We start from the raw sequence: 15011 nt of genomic DNA, 5'->3' as shown, positions 1-15011 counted from the left end.
ATCTCGTAGCACAATCGAGATTTCGCACCCGATACCTCGTAGTATCGCTTACATGTTGAATCTGGAGCGCCTGCGCACCCTCGACGCCCTCGCCCGGCACGGCTCGGTCAGCGGCGCGGCCGAGGGGCTGCACATCACGACCTCCGCCGTGTCGCAGCAGATGTCCAAGCTGGAGCGCGAGGTCGGCCAGCAACTCCTCGCCAAGAACGGGCGGGGTGTGCGGCTCACCGACGCGGGCCGGCTGCTAGCCGAGCACGCCGCGCGGATCCTGTCGCAGGTGGAACTGGCCCAGTCCGACCTGGAGGCGCAGCGCGGGCAGGTGGTCGGCGAGCTGCGGCTCGCCGCGTTCCCCACCGCACTGCGCGGGCTGTTCCCCGCCGCGCTCACTCAGTTGCGGGCCGACCACCCGGCGCTGCGGCTGCGGTCGCGCGAGCTGGAGCCGGAGCACGGGGTCGACGCGGTGCTGCGCGGCGACGTCGACCTGGCCGTCGTTCTCGACTGGTACAACAAGCCGCTGCCCATGCCGGAAGGGCTGGCGAAGGCGCCGATCCTCGACGACCGCGTGGAGATCGCCATGCCCGAGGGGTACCCGCTCGCCGACCGCGGCGAAGTCGCCCTGGAGGACTTCGCGGACGACGAGTGGGTCGCCTGGCCGGAGGGCGCGTTCTGCCACGAGTGGCTGCTCTACACGTTGCGCACCAAAGGCATCGAGCCCCGCATCGCCCACCGGGCCGAGGAACACCACACCCAGCTCGCGCTGGTCGCGGCGGGCTTGGGTGTCTGTGTCGCGCCCCGGCTGGGCCGCGACCCGATGCCGCCAGGCGTGCGGGCCGTACCGGTGCACGAGCGGGTCCACCGGTACGTCTACGCGGTGTGGCGCGCGGACGCGGACCGCCGCCCGTCGATCCGGGCGGCGGTGAAGGCGCTGCAGTCAGCGGCCGAGAAGGTCCGCTGAAGGGCCGCACAGCCCCGGGCGAAGGCCCGAGCCGCGTGATGCAGGGCTGGTGGGGCAGGCAGTCCACGGCCGAGCACCAGTACCGGTCATGGATCGGCTCGTGGGGCAGCATCGGAGACGCCCGGATCGTCCTCGCCGAGCGTGCAGAGGATGGCGAGCGCGTGATCTCCAGTTGGTCGCAGGGCCCGTAGGGCGTCGGCGACCGTACGTCCTGCCTCATGCGCAACTGGCCCCCGCTTGAGGGCGGGGGCCACTGTGCTGCGCGGTCGCCGGGGGTGGGGCGGCTCAGCTGATGGCGTTGAGCATCGCTTCTTCGACGTGGTCGGCGGCGTTGCGGTGGCCGAGGGCGTTGGGGTGGACGAAGGACAGCTGGTCGGGGAGGGTGACGAAGCCTTCGACCCACTTGGAGCCATCGCACACGCTGTGATTGCGGGAGGAGTCGTAGAGGTCGACGAAGCTGGCGGCTTCCTGGGTGTTGGTGGAGTCGTTGATGGCCTTGTTGAGGGGTTCCAGGACGTCGTCGCGCAGCCAGTCCAGGTCGCCCTGGGTGATGGTGCCGAACTGCGTCAGGTCGCCGTAGTTGCAGTTGGAAGCATCGCTCGGGATGAGTGCGGGGTAGCCGACGGCCAGGATCTTGGCGTGCGGGGCGCGCTTGTGGAGTACTTCGAGCATCCGGTCGTAGTCCTGGCGCACTGTCTTCAGCCGGGCCGGGAGGCCGTCGCCCAGGGCGTCCTTGCACGGGGTTCCCTTGCCGCTGCTTTCGCCGCCCAGCTGCGGGCACTTGGCGAGGATGTCGGCGAAGCCCAGGGTGTTGCCGCCCGCGCCGACGGTGATGACATCCGTGTCACTGCTCACGGCCTGGGACTGGGGCGGCACCGCGGGGAAGGGGTAGTCGGGGTCCTCGGAGATGGGCGGCATGTGCCGGCCGATCGGCTCCTGGGGGGTGTCCGTGACGTTGTCGATGGTGGCGGCGCCGCAGCTGACGTTGGTCAGCTCGAACAGGCCGCCGAAGTCGCGGTCGATGACCTGGGGGTAGGACCGGTCGGTGCGCTCGCAGCCGTCACGCGGGACCTCGAAGATGTTGCCCGCGGCCCGGATGACCCCGGCGGTGTAGGAGTCGCCCAGGGCCACCCACTGGTAGTCCTCGGCCGCGGCGGCGGACGGGGCTCCGGCGAACTGCGCCGGGATGAAGGCGCCGGCAGTCAGAGCGGCAGCCGAGCAGAGCAGGGCCAGACGAGTGCGGAAGCGTGCCACGAATCCTCCAGGGATACGGCGTTGGCGTTACCTCGACCCTAGAAAGGCAGTTACTCACGGCACTAGATCCGATACAGACAGTCACTAGGAGCGGCCTTGTGGGTGACCGCCGATCGGCATGTCGACCACTCGCCCTATACGGGTGACCGCACTACAGCCGTGCCTGGGCAACCCCGGAGCGATTACTGATCGACCGAGGGCGTCCCGCCGGACGCCTGCCTTCCGCTTGACTGTCCTGTTCTCGCCATCGAGGCACCCTGAGTCCCCGCATGGGCACGCGACGCTACGGCGGCTGCCCGGTGACCTGCCTCCCGGCCGGCCCGATCACGCGGGCACGTCGTCTCTGCGGCCGCCGGCGCCCAGGGTGCGGCTGGAGCGGGGCGCAGCGGCCGGGTTGGCGCCGACGGCACGGGCGGCTGCCGGTGCTGTTCATCACCGTGCCGCCGTCCTCCACCCCGAAGATGCTCATCAGCGAGTTCGCCCGCTTCCTGTCCTCTGTCCACAGGTCAGCGCGTCGACCATGCGGGAACGACGCCGCGAGTCGCGCGGCGGCCATCGCAAGGAGAGCGTGACGCCGTACCTGATCCCGTCCCGTACACCGCTGACGCCGGAGCAGGTGGAGCCTGTCTTCCACTACCTCCTGGCGCTGCGGATGGGTGGCGACGACGCTGTTGCCGGCCGACCGGTCGGAAGGGGACGGAGCTGGCGTTCGTCCTGCCGCGGCCGGCCGAGGACATCGTCTGGCCCGTCACGGCCGTGGACGGGGAGACCACCGATCCGTGCGCGGACTCCTTCGCTCTGGACGAGGTCGGGTGCGTCCTGCTGTCCGCGCTGCGGGACTGGGCGCGGGACTCCCCCGCCACAGCGGTGGTGGGCATCGCCCGCAGCATCATCCGGTTCACCGCGAACGTCATCCCGGGCCCCGACCACGCGGACACCGCCGACACCCTGGAGGCGATGCGCAACGAGCGCCTGGTGCTGGCGCACGCGGTGCACTCCGCACCCGGTGCGCACCGGTAGCCGCACCACCGTGGGAGTGGATACGCACCGGTGCGGCCAGCGGCGGGAGTGGAGCGCACCGGGTGGACTCGGTGCGGTGGAGCGGGCCGGTGAGGCGGCGCGTTTCTCCTCGACACGGGCCGGGGTCGAGGAGAAATGCGCGGTGTGGATGCACGGCATCGTCCCGGCTGTGTCGCCCACTCCCACACGATGCCCTCCACAACAGGAATGCTCCGGCCGCAGCGGCTCAGACCAAAGCATGGCTGCCGGTCTCGGACAGGGCGCCCCTGATGGGGCGCGCAGTTGCCGACGCCGGCACTGATCAGGTGGCCGACGGACGGCCCGGCCCAGCCCCGGGTGCGCTGGAGGGCGGATGCGTCGGCCTGGACGATGCGCTGGTGGGTGTGGGCTTCGGCTTGGAAGCGGGCGGGTACCGGCTCGGGCAGTCGGCTCCTGCTGCCGGGAGCCGGCCGGTGGTCAGGTAGCCGTCCGTGATGGCCTTGGCGCAAGGGCTGCCCAGGACTCCGTAGACGGCGTGTCCGGCACCGTTGCAGGTCAGCAGCCGGGCGCCGGGCAGCTGTGCGGTGACAGCTTTGGCCTGCGTGTAGGGGGTGGAGACGTCGTAGCGGGCGTTGACGACCAACGCGGCGGGTGCGCCATGAGCCTGGAGGGGCCGCTGAGGGTTGGCAGGTGGAACCGGCCAACCGGCGCATGCGGCGGCCCGCTCCAAGTGCATCGGGCTGCCCAGCACGGTGGGCGCCCTTGGTGCTGGTGGCCCACAGCGCGGCTGCCTGTCGCTGGGACCCGCTGCCCATGTTCCAGTCACCACACAGCAGCGTCACCCGACGGCGGCCCCATAGACCACCCTCACCCAGCCTGCCGGCTGCGTCCCCACCGGGTTCTGACCCCTACAGGGACGGAACACCGTCGAGCGCCTGATCAACAAGCTCAAGGCCTGGCGAGGCATCGCCACCCGATACGACAAGGCCCCGCACAGCTACCTCGCCGGCCTCCACCTGCGCGCCTGGACGATCTGGATCAAAGACCTCACCCGGACCGCCCATTGATCACGACTCAATACGCGCCCTAGACGGACCCCAGCTTCCTGAAGTCCCAGGAGACGATCTTCTCGGGCGTCAGCCGCATCCACGCGTGCCGGCCGTCGTGCGGCATCTCGTCCAGACCGAAGTTCTTGCGGGCGAACAGCATCTCGGGGACGTCGAGTTCGGCGCGCAGCTCGCCCACGCGGGGGATCTCGCCCACGAACTCGATCGTGCCGGACAGCTCGACACCGCGCAGCTGCTCGTACTCCTCACCGGTGTCGACCACGATCGCCACCCGGGGATCGCGGCGCAGATCGGCCCACCGCTTGCTGCGGACGACCGAGTAGAGCCACAGCGAGTCGCCGTCCCAGGCGAACCACAGGGCGCTGACATGCGGAAAGCCGTCGGCGGACACCGTGGCGACCCGGCAGGTGCGCTGGCTGGTGAGAAACTCGTCCAGCTCACCGGGCGTCATCATGATCTTGCGGCCCCGGCGCTGAGTGACGGTCATACGGCCCCCTCTTCTCTCACGTCGTGCCAGAGGCAGAGATCCTCTGACATCACGTCAGAAAAGGATGAGTCCTCTTCCGCCCGCACGCAATGGTGGCTACGCTCGCCGCCCACGCCGCCGCCGGGCCCAGGGGGTTGCATGCCGTCGTACGCCGAACCGAGTGAACCGCTCGACCCCGCGACCACCGTGCTGCTCACCGTCGAGTGCCAGCAGGGCGTCGTCGGACCGGACAGCGCCCTGCCCGAACTCGCCGAGGTGGCACGGGACTCGGGCGCGATCCGCAATGTGGCACGGCTGGTGGCCGCGGCCCACGACAGCGGGGTCCAGGTGATCCACGCGATCGCCGAACGCCGCTCCGACGGCCGGGGCGCGAGTCGCAACGCCCGCCTCTTCCGCGCCGCCGCACGGCTCCCCGTCCAGCAGCTGTCCGGCACCGAGGCGGTACGCGTGGCGGCGCCGATCGAGGTCGCCGAGGAGGACCTGGTCGTACGACGGCTGCACGGCCTCTCACCGGTCCAGGGCACCGACGTCGACGCGCTGCTGCGCAACCTGGGCTGCCGCACGCTCGTCATCACCGGTGTCTCGGCCAACGTGGCCGTACCCAACGCGGTGTTCGACGCGGTCAACCGCGGCTACACGGCCGTCGTTCCGTCGGACGCCATCGCGGGGGTGCCCCCCGACTACGCTGCCGCGATGATCCGCAACACCCTCGCCTTGGTCGCCACGGTCGTGACCACGGACGAGGTGCTGGGCTGCTTCGGGCGTCCGGGTCCCGTCACGCGAGCGTGATCGAGTCCCCGGACACGCTGATCTGCCGGGCGGCCAACGGCTTCAGCGCCGGTCCCTTCTTCACGCTGCCGTCCAGTACGGAGAACTGACTGCCGTGGCAGGCGCAGGTGATGGTGTCCTCCTTGAGGTCCGTCATCGGACACTTCTCATGGGTGCAGATCGTCGAGAACGCCTTGAAGTCACCCGCCGCCGGCTGCGAGACCACCACCTTCTCGTCGCTGAAGACCTTGCCGCCGCCCTCCGGGATGTCGGCGGTCCTCGCGAGCGCCGCACCGCCGCCCGCGCCCGCCCCGGGCGACGAGCCGCCCGTGGCGGTGGACGCGCCACCGCCGGCCGCGCCCTGTTCGGTGGACGAACCGGACGCGCCGTCGTCCGAGCCGCACGCGGTCAGCGCGACGGAGAGCCCCGCCGCGCCGACCGCCGCCACGACGGTACGGCGGCTCGGGCCCGACGCCGGCTGAACTGATTCGCTGGTCATGCTGACGTTCCTTCCGCGGATGCTCGATCTGCCGAGAGGTACGGTCCTTCGGGACCGGCTGTTCAGTCGCTGCCGAAATCCTGCCCCGACCCGCGGGCGAGGTGGGTGAAGCAGACCTGTCGGTTCCCTGTCCAGGGCTGTCGATCCGCTGTCGGCCCACCCGCCCCCGCTCGCCGGGGCGCGCCCCCGGCACCTGCCCGAACGCCAGTAACCTGGGGCGATGCTCAAGGAAGTCATCGCGACCCGCTACATCACGCCGTTGCGTGAGGGCGGCTCGCTGCCGGGACTCGTCGAGGCCGACGACTTCGGGACGTACGTCATGAAGTTCAGCGGCGCCGGTCAGGGCCGTAAGACGCTGGTCGCCGAGGTCGTCTGCGGTGAACTCGCCCGCAGGCTGGGCCTCAGGGTGCCCGGGCTGGTGACGGTGGAGCTCGACCCGGTGCTCGGGCTCGGCGAACCCGACCAGGAGGTGCAGGAACTGCTCAGGTCCAGCGGCGGCGCCAACCTCGGTATGGACTTCCTCTCCGGCGCGCTCGGCTTCGACCCCCTCGCCTTCACGGTGAGCCGCGAGGAGGCCGGGCGGATCGTGTGGTTCGACGCGCTGGTGAACAACGTCGACCGGTCCTGGCGCAACCCCAACCTGCTGGTCCGCCAAGGCGAGTTGTGGCTCATCGACCACGGCGCCACGATGATCTGGCAGCACAACTGGCCCGGCGCCGAGGCTTCAGCGGCGCGCCCCTACGACGCCTCCGACCACGCCCTGCGCCCCTTCGCGCCGGACGTGGCGGGCGCCGCCGCGCAACTGGCCCCCCTTGTCACCGAGGACCTCCTCGCCGAGGTCACCGCCGAGATCCCGGACGCCTGGCTGGCCGGAGAGCCCGGCTTCGACAGCACCGACGACCTGCGGCGGGCCTACGCCCGGCCGTTGCTGGCGCGGGCGGCCGACGTCCACGAGCGCATCGGCGGAATCGAGGGAACCGAGTGAGCGACCGTCACTTCATCAAGCCGGCCCGGGGCGGTGAGCGGGACGTCTTCGAGTACGCCCTGCTGCGGGTCGTCCCCCGTGTCGAGCGCGGCGAGTGCATCAACGCCGGCGTCCTCGTGTACTGCCGTGCCAAAGCCTTCGTCGGCGCGCGCACCCACCTCGACGAGGCCCGGCTCCTGGCCCTCGACCCGCGGGCGGACGTGGCCGGCGTACGGGCCGCGCTGCGCGCCGTGGAGGGGGTCTGCGCCGGCGGCGAGGCGGCTGGTCAGGCCGCCGGCGACGACGCCGGACGCCGCTTCCGCTGGCTGATCGCGCCCAGGTCCACGGTCGTACAGCCGGGGCCGGTGCACACCGGGCTCACCGCCGATCCGGCGGCCGAGACGGAGCGGCTGCTGGACCTGCTCGTGCGGTGACCGACCTGACGGCGGCGAGGTGCCGCCGCCGGTCTCAGCTTCTGCGGCGCCTCACCACGTAGCCGGTGGTGAGCGCGGCTCCGGTGACGAAGGCCAGTCCGACCGCGATGTCCCATTCGCTCGGCCCGGACGCCGACGAGCCGCCCAGCCCGCCTCGCGTGCCCCGGGTCGGCGCGAGCGTGGCCGGAGTCGTCGCGGGCGTCACTGGAGTGACCGGAGCGACAGGCGCGACGGGCGCGACGGGGGCGTCGGGGGTGTCGGGGGCCTTGGGGCGGTGCGTGGAGGAGATGTCGTCCCTGTCCCCGTCCCCACCCTGCCCTCCGCCGCCGCGGGGAGGCAGCCCCTCACAGGCGACACCGTCATCCGGTCCCTGGTCCTCGTCGAGTCGGTCGGGGTCACGTGGATCCGCGTTGTAGTGGGCCTGGGCGTCCTCCTGGTAGGTGAAGTCGCGGCAGTTCAGGTCCTGTGCGTGAGCGGTTTCGGCGAACGGCACTATCGCGGCGATCGCGAACAGCGTGCCGACGGCACCGGTGCGACGGCGCATGGAGCGCCTCCTTTCCGGCCATCAGTGGCTTCGCACGTCGACGCTATGGGCCCCCATGCGCGGTGGCTCGCGGCCATAGACCGTTCGGGTGCCCGCGCACGAGGCGCCATGGGGGCGAAACCCGGCGGGCGTGACCGGTTCGCGCCGCTCGTACGGGGAATCGATCACACGCGGCCGGTCGGCCGTTGACACCGGGTGCCAGGGCTTCTAGCGTCACGTCCGGTGAAGGTACTAAGCGGTCGCTCATCACCGGGCGCGCCGTATGAGCCGCATCTCTAGGGCGAGGAGAACCAACGAATGTCCACCACTGAGCAGCGGGTCGCCGTGGTCACCGGCGGAGCGCGCGGCATCGGCGCCGCCACCGCCGTACGACTGGCCGCCGAAGGCCGCGCGGTAGCCGTGATCGACCTCGACGAGGCCGCCTGCAAGGACACCGTCGAGAAGATCACCGCGGCCGGCGGCAAGGCGATCGCGGTCGGCTGCGACGTCTCCGACGAGGCGCAGGTCGAGGCGGCCGTCGCCCGGATCGCCGAGGAACTCGGCGCCCCGACGATCCTGGTCAACAACGCGGGTGTGCTCCGCGACAACCTGCTGTTCAAGATGAGCGTCTCCGACTGGGACACCGTCATGAACGTGCACCTGCGCGGCGCCTTCCTGATGTCCAAGGCCTGCCAGAAGCACATGGTGGACGCGGGCTTCGGCCGCATCGTCAACCTGTCGTCGTCCTCCGCGCTCGGCAACCGCGGTCAGGTCAACTACTCCGCCGCCAAGGCCGGCCTCCAGGGCTTCACCAAGACCCTCGCCAAGGAGCTGGGCAAGTTCGGCGTCACCGCCAACGCCGTAGCCCCCGGCTTCATCGCCACCGAGATGACCAAGGCCACCGCCGACCGCGTCGGCATGGGCTTCGAGGACTTCAAGGCCGCGGCCGCCACCCAGATCCCGGTGGCGCGCGTCGGCGAACCGGAGGACATCGCCAACGCGATCGCCTTCTTCACGGGCGAGGCGGCCGGCTTCGTCTCCGGCCAGGTGCTGTACGTCGCCGGCGGACCGCTCGACTAGGGAACTGGGACACACGGACATGACTGCACTGCCTGAACTCTCCGGCAAGGTCGCCCTCGTCACGGGCGCCAGCCGCGGCATCGGCTACGGCGTCGCCGAGGCGCTCGTCGCCCGAGGCGACCGCGTCGTCATCACCGGCCGGGGCGAGGACGCCCTCAAGGAGGCCGTCGAGCAACTGGGCGCCGAGCGCGCGGTCTACGTGGCCGGCAAGGCCCACGACGAGGCCCACCAGGCCCTCGCGGTCGAGCGGGCGATGGAGGCCTTCGGCCGCGTCGACTTCCTGGTCAACAACGCCGGTACGAACCCGGTCTTCGGGCCGCTCGCCGACCTCGACCTGGGGGTCGCGCGCAAGGTCTTCGAGACCAACGTGATCTCGGCGCTGGGCTTCGCGCAGAAGACCTGGCACGCCTGGCAGAAGGACAACGGCGGCGCGATCGTCAACATCGCCTCCGTCGCCGGCATCGCGCCCTCGCCGTTCATCGCCGCCTACGGCGTCAGCAAGGCCGCGATGATCAACCTCACCCAGCAGATGGCGCACGAGTTCGCACCCAAGGTGCGGGTCAACGCGATCGCCCCGGCCGTGGTGAAGACCAAGTTCGCGCAGGCCCTGTACGAGGGCCGTGAGGACGAGGCCGCCGCCGCCTACCCGCTGGGCCGGCTCGGCGTGCCGTCCGACATCGGCGGCGCCACCGCGTTCCTCACCTCGGACCAGTCCGACTGGGTCACCGGGCAGACGCTCGTCGTCGACGGCGGCATCTTCCTCAACGCCGGCGTCGGCTGACCCACGGGACGCAGATCACACGTCTCGGCACACGGGCGCCGCTGGACACCAGCGGCGCCCGTGTCGACGTTTCGGGAGATCAACGGCCCTTGACAACGGTGTCACGGCAGAGGCGGAGAAGTGCTCCTGAGACGGGAGGCCCAGCGGCCGGAACACTGCGGTATGTTTTGCCGACCCTTGGTATGGCAGATCGAGGAGCGTGCGCGTGTTCAACCGGATCCGACGCCTGCGGCAGGTGGCGGCCATCGCGTCCATATCGTCACTCGTGGCGGGATGCGGAGTCCTCTCGTCCGACTCGACGGAGGACAAGGGCCCGATCGTCGTGGGGACGACGGCCGCCCCCAGCACCCTTGATCCCGCCGCGTCCTGGGACAGCTCCTGGGAGCTGTTCCGGAACATCTACCAGACGCTGCTCAGCTACCCCTCCGGCTCGACCGCACCCGAGCCGGACGCGGCCGAGAGCTGCCAGTTCACCGACAGCTCGAACATGAAGTACCGGTGCGAGCTGCGCGAGGGCCTGAAGTTCTCGGACGGCAGCACCCTCGACGCGAAGGCCGTCAAGCACTCGATCGACCGGATCCGGAAGATCAAGGTCAACGGCGGCCCCGCCGGACTGCTGGGCAGCCTCGAACGCGTCCAGGTGCTGAACGACCGCGAGGTCGTCTTCCATCTGAACAAGGCCGACGCGACCTTCCCGTTCGTGCTCGCCACGCCCGCCATGTCGATCGTCGACCCCGAGGAGTACCCGGCCGACAGACTGCGCGAGGACGGCAGAGTCGTCGGGTCCGGCCCGTACACCCTCCAGTCCTACGACGAGGGCAAGCAGGCCGAGCTCGCCAAGTACCCCGAGTACAAGGGCTACGCGGAGCGCAAGAACGACGCGGTGACCATCCGCTACTTCCAGGACTCGCCCACCATGGTCGGCGCCCTGCGCGACAAGGAGCTCGACGTCGCCTTCCGTGGTCTGTCCGCCGACGACATCGTCGACATCCAGGCCGACGACGACGATGAGCTGCAGCTGGTCGAGGGCTCCGGCACGGAGATCAACTACCTGGTCTTCAACCCGAAGGACCCCGTGGCCGGCAAGTCGGCCGTGCGCAAGGCGATCGCCCAGGTCGTCGACCGCCCGGCGATCGCCCACAAGGTCTACAAGGACACCGTCGAGCCCCTGTACTCCATGGTCCCCAAGGGCCTGACCGGGCACACCACGGGCTTCTTCGACGACTACGGCGACCCCAGCGTGAGCAAGGCCCGCAAGCTCCTCACGCAGGCCGGTGTGACGGCCCCCGTCTCGCTCGAGTTCTGGTACACGAGCGACCGCTACGGCTCCGCCACCAAGGCGGAGTTCGAGGAGCTGAAGGCCCAGCTGGAGGAGTCGGGTCTCTTCGAGATCACCCTCAAGAGCCGCCCCTGGAAGACGTACGTCGCCGGATACCAGAAGGGCGAGTACCCGGTGTTCGGGCGTGGCTGGTTCCCCGACTTCCCGGACGCGGACAACTTCATCGCGCCCTTCGTCGGCGAGCAGAACGCGCTCGGCACGCCCTACGTGGCGCCCAAGATCACCGAGACGCTGCTGCCCAGCTCCCGCGCTCAGAGCGACCGGGCCAACGTCGTCAAGGACTTCGAGGAGGCCCAGCGCATCCTCGTCGACGACGCGCGGCTGCTGCCGCTGTGGCAGGGCCGGCAGTACGTGGCCGCGAGCGCGGAGATCTCCGGCGCGGAGCGGGCCCTCGACCCGTCGACGATCATGATGGTGGGCGAGCTGTACCGCAAGACCAGCTGGTAGCGGCACCCTCCGGCGGGGCGCCGGTCGGGATGTGCGGTCCGCGGGGCGATTGTCAGTGGTCGCCTGTAGGTTCTGAGGCCTGGGAACGACCTCAGGTCGTGGACCGCACATGTCTGCCGTACACCGTAAGGAAGTTGACGTGACCGACACCGCCATGCTGCCCGAGTCCTGGCGCGGGGTTCTGGGCGACGAACTGCAGCAGCCCTATTTCAAGGAGCTGACGGAGTTCGTCGAGGAGGAGCGGGCGAAGGGTCCCGTCTACCCGCCGCGCGAGGAGGTCTTCGCGGCCCTGGACGCGACGCCCTACGAGAAGGTGAAGGTCCTGATCCTCGGCCAGGACCCGTACCACGGCGAGGGCCAGGGACACGGGCTGTGCTTCTCGGTCCGCCCCGGGGTGAAGACGCCGCCCTCGCTGCGCAACATCTACAAGGAGATGCAGGAGGAGCTCGGCCACCCCGTCCCGGACAACGGCTATCTGATGCCCTGGGCCGAGCAGGGCGTCCTGCTGCTCAACGCGGTGCTGACGGTCCGCGGTGGTGAGGCCAACTCGCACAAGGGCAAGGGCTGGGAGAAGTTCACCGACGCGGTGATCAAGGCCGTGGCCGGCCGTCCCGATCCCGCCGTGTTCGTGCTGTGGGGCAACTACGCCCAGAAGAAGCTCCCGCTCATCGACGAGACGCGCCATGTGGTGGTCAAGGGGGCGCACCCCTCGCCGCTGTCGGCGAAAAAGTTCTTCGGGTCCCGCCCGTTCACGCAGATCAACGAGGCGGTGGCCGGGCAGGGGCACGAGCCGATCGACTGGCGGATCCCGAACCTGGGCTGACCTCGGCGGGGCCGGTCCTTCCCCGGACCGGCCCGGTGTCGTACGGAGCCGCCTGCCCCGGATCGCGGGTGAGGGCCGTTAGCGTCGGGAGGGAGCAGCCGACGAGGGTCCGGAGGGCGCGGTGGCGGAGCAGCAGAGGCAGGCGGCGCCGGATGCGGTGCTGACGAGGATCGGGCAGGTCGTCATCCTCCACCACGCGGGGGACCGCGAGGAGGCGCGCCGCCGGTTGCTGGACCTGTGGACGGAACTCGGGGAAGGCGGCGACCCACTGCACCGGTGCACGCTGGCGCACTACCTGGCGGACACACAGGACGACCCCTCGGACGAGCTGGCCTGGGATCTGCGGGCGCTGACGGAGGCCGAGGCGGCCAGAGGCGCGCTTGCCGTACGCGCCCTGTACCCCTCCCTGCACCTGAATCTCGCCGCCGACTACGTGAAGCTCGACCACACGGAGGCCGCCCGCGTCCATCTGAGCCGGGCCCGGGGGGCGGCGGGGGCCTTGCGGGACGACAGATACGGGGACGGGGTGCGGGCGGAGATCCGGCGGTTGGAGGCGTGCCTGGGGGAGGGGCGGTAGGGCGTCGGGCTGCGGGCGGTCGTATTGCGGGCTGCGGGCGGTCGGGTCGCTGGGCTGCACGGTGGGCGCGGGTGCCCCCGTGGCACCCTGGCCGCGCGCCGGGCGTCCGCCCCCACGGGTGTACCCGGACGCAGAGGCCGGCCGGTGCGCCGCCCCGGCCCTGTCAGTGACCGTACGTCTGATCGCAGATCGTCGACTCCGGGCTGTCCGCCCGCCAACCGCCGTACTTCCGGCCCAGTGCGCAGACGTCCGTGTTCCTGGGGACCTCCGGCCGCACCGGCGTCGGCACATCGGGCGGGTCGACGGGTGGCCGGTGCGCGTCGTCGACGGCCGGACGGCGGGGCGCGGGATGTTCCGGACGTCCGTGCGGGTGCGAGCGGGGGGCCTGGGCCTGTGGCGGGCGTTGTGCCGGTGGCGTGGGGGCGGACGTGGACCGTGCGGTGGACGGCGCGGGGGCCGGTCGGCGCGACGGCCCGATGAGGGCCAGGGCCTCGCGGGCCGGCGCCTGCACGATCGGTCGCTCAGGCGAGTCGCTCGGGCGGGGCGCCGGTGGCGGGGCCGGTGCGGGTGGTCCCGCCGTCGGCGGGTGCCGGACCGTCATACACCCCGAGAGGGCGGCCGAGACGGCCACGGTGACCAGAAGCGTTGCGGTGGTCGTCGTTCGATGCACGCGCGCAACTCTGCTGGTTCCGGCGGCCGTTGGACAGCGGACGAGGACAGGTTGCACCGCACGGGTGATCTCTGACCACCTACGGGCGGCGCACGCCCGCCGCGGCTGACGTCAGTCGCCGGTGGTGCCGTCGACGCGCTCGCGGATCATGTCGGCGTGGCCGTTGTGGCGGGCGTACTCCTCGATCATGTGCGTGATGATCCAGCGCAGGTTGAAGGGCTCACCCGACCGGCTCCGGCCCTTGGAGACGTCGTCCAGCCCGAAGCCGGCCGCGTTACGACGGGCATTGTCGATCTCGGCCTGCCACGTGGTGCGCGCCTCCTCCCAGGTGTCGGCGTCGGTGAGGTGGAACTCGCCGTCGGGGTCCTCTTCGCTGGCGTAGAGCACCCCGAGGTCCTCACCCAGCAGAATCTCGTGGAACCAGTACCGCTCCACCTCCGCCATGTGCCGCACCAGCCCCATCAGGGTCAGTTCGGACGGTTCCACGGAGGCGGTCCGCAACTGGGCGTCGGTCAGGCCCTGGCACTTCCATGCGAGGGTCTGCCGGTGGTAGTCCAGCCAGCCCTCCAGCATCGTGCGCTCGTCGGCGGTGGTGGCGGGTTCATGGCGTTCGTTCGTCATGCCCGCATCCTTGCTCAACTCGGGCCCGCTGACGAGGAGTTTTCGTGATGGTCGGCCCCTCGGCCGAACATTCCGTCGAGCAGCTCGCGCAGTCCCGCGCGCACCTCCTCCAGGCTCGGCACCTCCTTGCCGTAGGAGCCGGCGACACAGCTGAACATCAGCCCGTCCGCCCAGGCGATGAGTGACAGCACGTGCCGGGCCGGGTCGGTCGAGCCCATCGCCGTGACGAGGGCCGTGAGCCGGTCGCGGAAGCGGGCGCCGGTGGCGTCGAAGTAGGCGCGCAGCTCGGGGCGGCGCGTGGCCTCCAGGGCCAGCTCGTAGCGGGCGAGCGTCAGTTCGCGGCCCCGGGTCAGGGAACGGTGGGTCGCCAGGGCGAGGGCGTGCGCCAGGGAGTCGAGGTCGCCGTGCGGGTCCGGCAGCTCCTCCAGCCCCAGGACGCGCGCCTCGCGGTCGGCGAGCCGCCGGACCGCCAGTTCCAGCAGGGTCTGCCGGGTGCGGGCGAGGTTCGAGGTGGAGCCCTGGGGGAGCCCGGCCGCCTCGTCGACGGCCCGGTGCGTGAGCCCGCGCATTCCGCGTTCGGCAAGCAGGGTGAGGGCGGTGTCGGCGACGAGTTCGGCGCGGGAGCCGCCGGGCGCGGTGCTTACGGGCATGGCAGTCAACCTACCCCGCGCACTACATCTGTAGTACATTCGAGCCACTGCTGTACTACACCTGTAGTGCGGT

At 70.9% G+C, this 15011-nt stretch carries 17 protein-coding genes and 1 pseudogene; 11 read left to right on the top strand and 7 right to left on the bottom strand.

Annotated features, from left to right (window positions below):
* Nucleotides 1–52 precede the first annotated feature (52 nt).
* Nucleotides 53–955, top strand: a complete 903-nt coding sequence (locus ACWCPI_RS17940) for a LysR family transcriptional regulator (protein WP_451039016.1) — start codon at nt 53–55, stop codon at nt 953–955.
* Nucleotides 956–1240: 285 nt separating this feature from the next.
* Here ACWCPI_RS17940 and ACWCPI_RS17935 read toward each other — a convergent pair whose 3' ends face one another.
* Nucleotides 1241–2209 (bottom strand): SGNH/GDSL hydrolase family protein, encoded by a 969-nt coding sequence (locus ACWCPI_RS17935; protein WP_451039015.1) that lies wholly within the window; start codon nt 2207–2209, stop codon nt 1241–1243.
* Between the two features lie 756 nt (nt 2210–2965).
* Between ACWCPI_RS17935 and ACWCPI_RS17930 the strand changes: the two genes are divergently transcribed.
* Nucleotides 2966–3229, top strand: coding sequence for a hypothetical protein (locus tag ACWCPI_RS17930; protein ID WP_451039014.1), 264 nt, complete (start codon nt 2966–2968; stop codon nt 3227–3229).
* A 301-nt stretch (nt 3230–3530) separates the two neighbouring features.
* Here the strand turns inward: ACWCPI_RS17930 and ACWCPI_RS17925 are convergent, their stop codons facing one another.
* Nucleotides 3531–3944 carry an alpha/beta hydrolase gene (locus ACWCPI_RS17925; protein WP_451039060.1) on the bottom strand — a complete coding sequence of 138 codons (414 nt, stop codon included), beginning with the start codon at nt 3942–3944 and terminating at the stop codon, nt 3531–3533.
* Between the two features lie 181 nt (nt 3945–4125).
* On the opposite strand from ACWCPI_RS17925, the pseudogene ACWCPI_RS17920 reads away from it, so the two are divergent.
* Nucleotides 4126–4275, top strand: a pseudogene (locus tag ACWCPI_RS17920) (IS5/IS1182 family transposase); the annotation flags it as partial.
* A gap of 19 nt (nt 4276–4294) precedes the next feature.
* Here ACWCPI_RS17920 and ACWCPI_RS17915 read toward each other — a convergent pair.
* Entirely contained in the window at nt 4295–4762 is a 468-nt protein-coding gene (locus ACWCPI_RS17915; protein ID WP_451039013.1) for a pyridoxamine 5'-phosphate oxidase family protein, read from the bottom strand.
* A gap of 138 nt (nt 4763–4900) precedes the next feature.
* On the opposite strand from ACWCPI_RS17915, the gene ACWCPI_RS17910 reads away from it, so the two are divergent.
* Complete coding sequence (locus ACWCPI_RS17910) at nt 4901–5551, top strand: cysteine hydrolase (protein ID WP_451039012.1); 651 nt, start codon at nt 4901–4903, stop codon at nt 5549–5551.
* Here the strand turns inward: ACWCPI_RS17910 and ACWCPI_RS17905 are convergent.
* Nucleotides 5538–6029, bottom strand: coding sequence for a Rieske (2Fe-2S) protein (locus tag ACWCPI_RS17905; protein ID WP_451039011.1), 492 nt, complete (start codon nt 6027–6029; stop codon nt 5538–5540). The genes ACWCPI_RS17910 and ACWCPI_RS17905 overlap by 14 nt on opposite strands.
* 220 nt (nt 6030–6249) lie before the next feature.
* Between ACWCPI_RS17905 and ACWCPI_RS17900 the strand changes: the two genes are divergently transcribed.
* The gene (locus ACWCPI_RS17900) at nt 6250–7014 is read left to right on the top strand and encodes a HipA family kinase (RefSeq protein ID WP_451039010.1); all 765 of its coding nucleotides are present in this window, start codon (nt 6250–6252) and stop codon (nt 7012–7014) included.
* Nucleotides 7011–7427, top strand: a complete 417-nt coding sequence (locus tag ACWCPI_RS17895; RefSeq protein WP_451039009.1) for a DUF3037 domain-containing protein — start codon at nt 7011–7013, stop codon at nt 7425–7427. Before ACWCPI_RS17900 ends, ACWCPI_RS17895 begins: the two co-directional genes overlap by 4 nt.
* A gap of 34 nt (nt 7428–7461) precedes the next feature.
* Here ACWCPI_RS17895 and ACWCPI_RS17890 read toward each other — a convergent pair whose 3' ends face one another.
* Nucleotides 7462–7971 (bottom strand): excalibur calcium-binding protein, encoded by a 510-nt coding sequence (locus tag ACWCPI_RS17890; protein ID WP_451039008.1) that lies wholly within the window; start codon nt 7969–7971, stop codon nt 7462–7464.
* A 297-nt stretch (nt 7972–8268) separates the two neighbouring features.
* Here ACWCPI_RS17890 and fabG point away from each other — a divergent pair, with 297 nt between their 5' ends.
* The 5 genes from fabG (at nt 8269) to ACWCPI_RS17865 (ending at nt 12997) form a co-directional block, all read left to right on the top strand.
* Nucleotides 8269–9030, top strand: coding sequence for a 3-oxoacyl-ACP reductase FabG (gene fabG, locus ACWCPI_RS17885; protein ID WP_451039007.1), 762 nt, complete (start codon nt 8269–8271; stop codon nt 9028–9030).
* A 19-nt stretch (nt 9031–9049) separates the two neighbouring features.
* Nucleotides 9050–9811, top strand: coding sequence for an SDR family oxidoreductase (locus ACWCPI_RS17880; protein ID WP_451039006.1), 762 nt, complete (start codon nt 9050–9052; stop codon nt 9809–9811).
* Nucleotides 9812–10016: 205 nt separating this feature from the next.
* Nucleotides 10017–11597: an ABC transporter substrate-binding protein gene (locus ACWCPI_RS17875; protein WP_451039005.1), complete on the top strand. Its 1581-nt coding sequence runs from the start codon at nt 10017–10019 to the stop codon at nt 11595–11597.
* A 139-nt stretch (nt 11598–11736) separates the two neighbouring features.
* A complete protein-coding gene (locus ACWCPI_RS17870; RefSeq protein ID WP_388794011.1) occupies nt 11737–12420 on the top strand; it encodes a uracil-DNA glycosylase in 684 nt (227 codons plus the stop codon).
* 121 nt (nt 12421–12541) lie between these two features.
* Entirely contained in the window at nt 12542–12997 is a 456-nt protein-coding gene (locus ACWCPI_RS17865) for a hypothetical protein (RefSeq protein ID WP_451039004.1), read from the top strand.
* Nucleotides 12998–13778: 781 nt separating this feature from the next.
* On the opposite strand, the gene ACWCPI_RS17860 is transcribed toward ACWCPI_RS17865, so the two are convergent.
* Together ACWCPI_RS17860 and ACWCPI_RS17855 are read right to left on the bottom strand one after the other, a co-directional pair.
* A complete protein-coding gene (locus tag ACWCPI_RS17860) occupies nt 13779–14288 on the bottom strand; it encodes a DinB family protein (RefSeq protein WP_451039003.1) in 510 nt (169 codons plus the stop codon).
* A gap of 14 nt (nt 14289–14302) precedes the next feature.
* The gene (locus ACWCPI_RS17855; RefSeq protein WP_451039002.1) at nt 14303–14938 is read right to left on the bottom strand and encodes a TetR/AcrR family transcriptional regulator; all 636 of its coding nucleotides are present in this window, start codon (nt 14936–14938) and stop codon (nt 14303–14305) included.
* Nucleotides 14939–15011: the final 73 nt, after the last annotated feature.

It is taken from the genome of Streptomyces sp. NPDC001920 (genome assembly GCF_053594495.1).
The sequence above is the reverse complement of the archived record's forward strand: the minus strand, read 5'-3'. Positions and strand labels throughout refer to the sequence as shown.

Coding starts and splice junctions, on each gene's coding strand:
- ACWCPI_RS17890 (WP_451039008.1), bottom strand. CDS start 7,971: ATGCGCCGTCGCACCGGTGCCGTCGGCACGCTGTTCGCGATCGCCGCG.
- ACWCPI_RS17915 (WP_451039013.1), bottom strand. CDS start 4,762: ATGACCGTCACTCAGCGCCGGGGCCGCAAGATCATGATGACGCCCGGT.
- ACWCPI_RS17925 (WP_451039060.1), bottom strand. CDS start 3,944: ATGCACTTGGAGCGGGCCGCCGCATGCGCCGGTTGGCCGGTTCCACCT.
- ACWCPI_RS17940 (WP_451039016.1), top strand. CDS start 53: ATGTTGAATCTGGAGCGCCTGCGCACCCTCGACGCCCTCGCCCGGCAC.
- ACWCPI_RS17905 (WP_451039011.1), bottom strand. CDS start 6,029: ATGACCAGCGAATCAGTTCAGCCGGCGTCGGGCCCGAGCCGCCGTACC.
- ACWCPI_RS17855 (WP_451039002.1), bottom strand. CDS start 14,938: ATGCCCGTAAGCACCGCGCCCGGCGGCTCCCGCGCCGAACTCGTCGCC.
- ACWCPI_RS17860 (WP_451039003.1), bottom strand. CDS start 14,288: ATGACGAACGAACGCCATGAACCCGCCACCACCGCCGACGAGCGCACG.
- ACWCPI_RS17910 (WP_451039012.1), top strand. CDS start 4,901: ATGCCGTCGTACGCCGAACCGAGTGAACCGCTCGACCCCGCGACCACC.
- ACWCPI_RS17900 (WP_451039010.1), top strand. CDS start 6,250: ATGCTCAAGGAAGTCATCGCGACCCGCTACATCACGCCGTTGCGTGAG.
- ACWCPI_RS17880 (WP_451039006.1), top strand. CDS start 9,050: ATGACTGCACTGCCTGAACTCTCCGGCAAGGTCGCCCTCGTCACGGGC.
- fabG (WP_451039007.1), top strand. CDS start 8,269: ATGTCCACCACTGAGCAGCGGGTCGCCGTGGTCACCGGCGGAGCGCGC.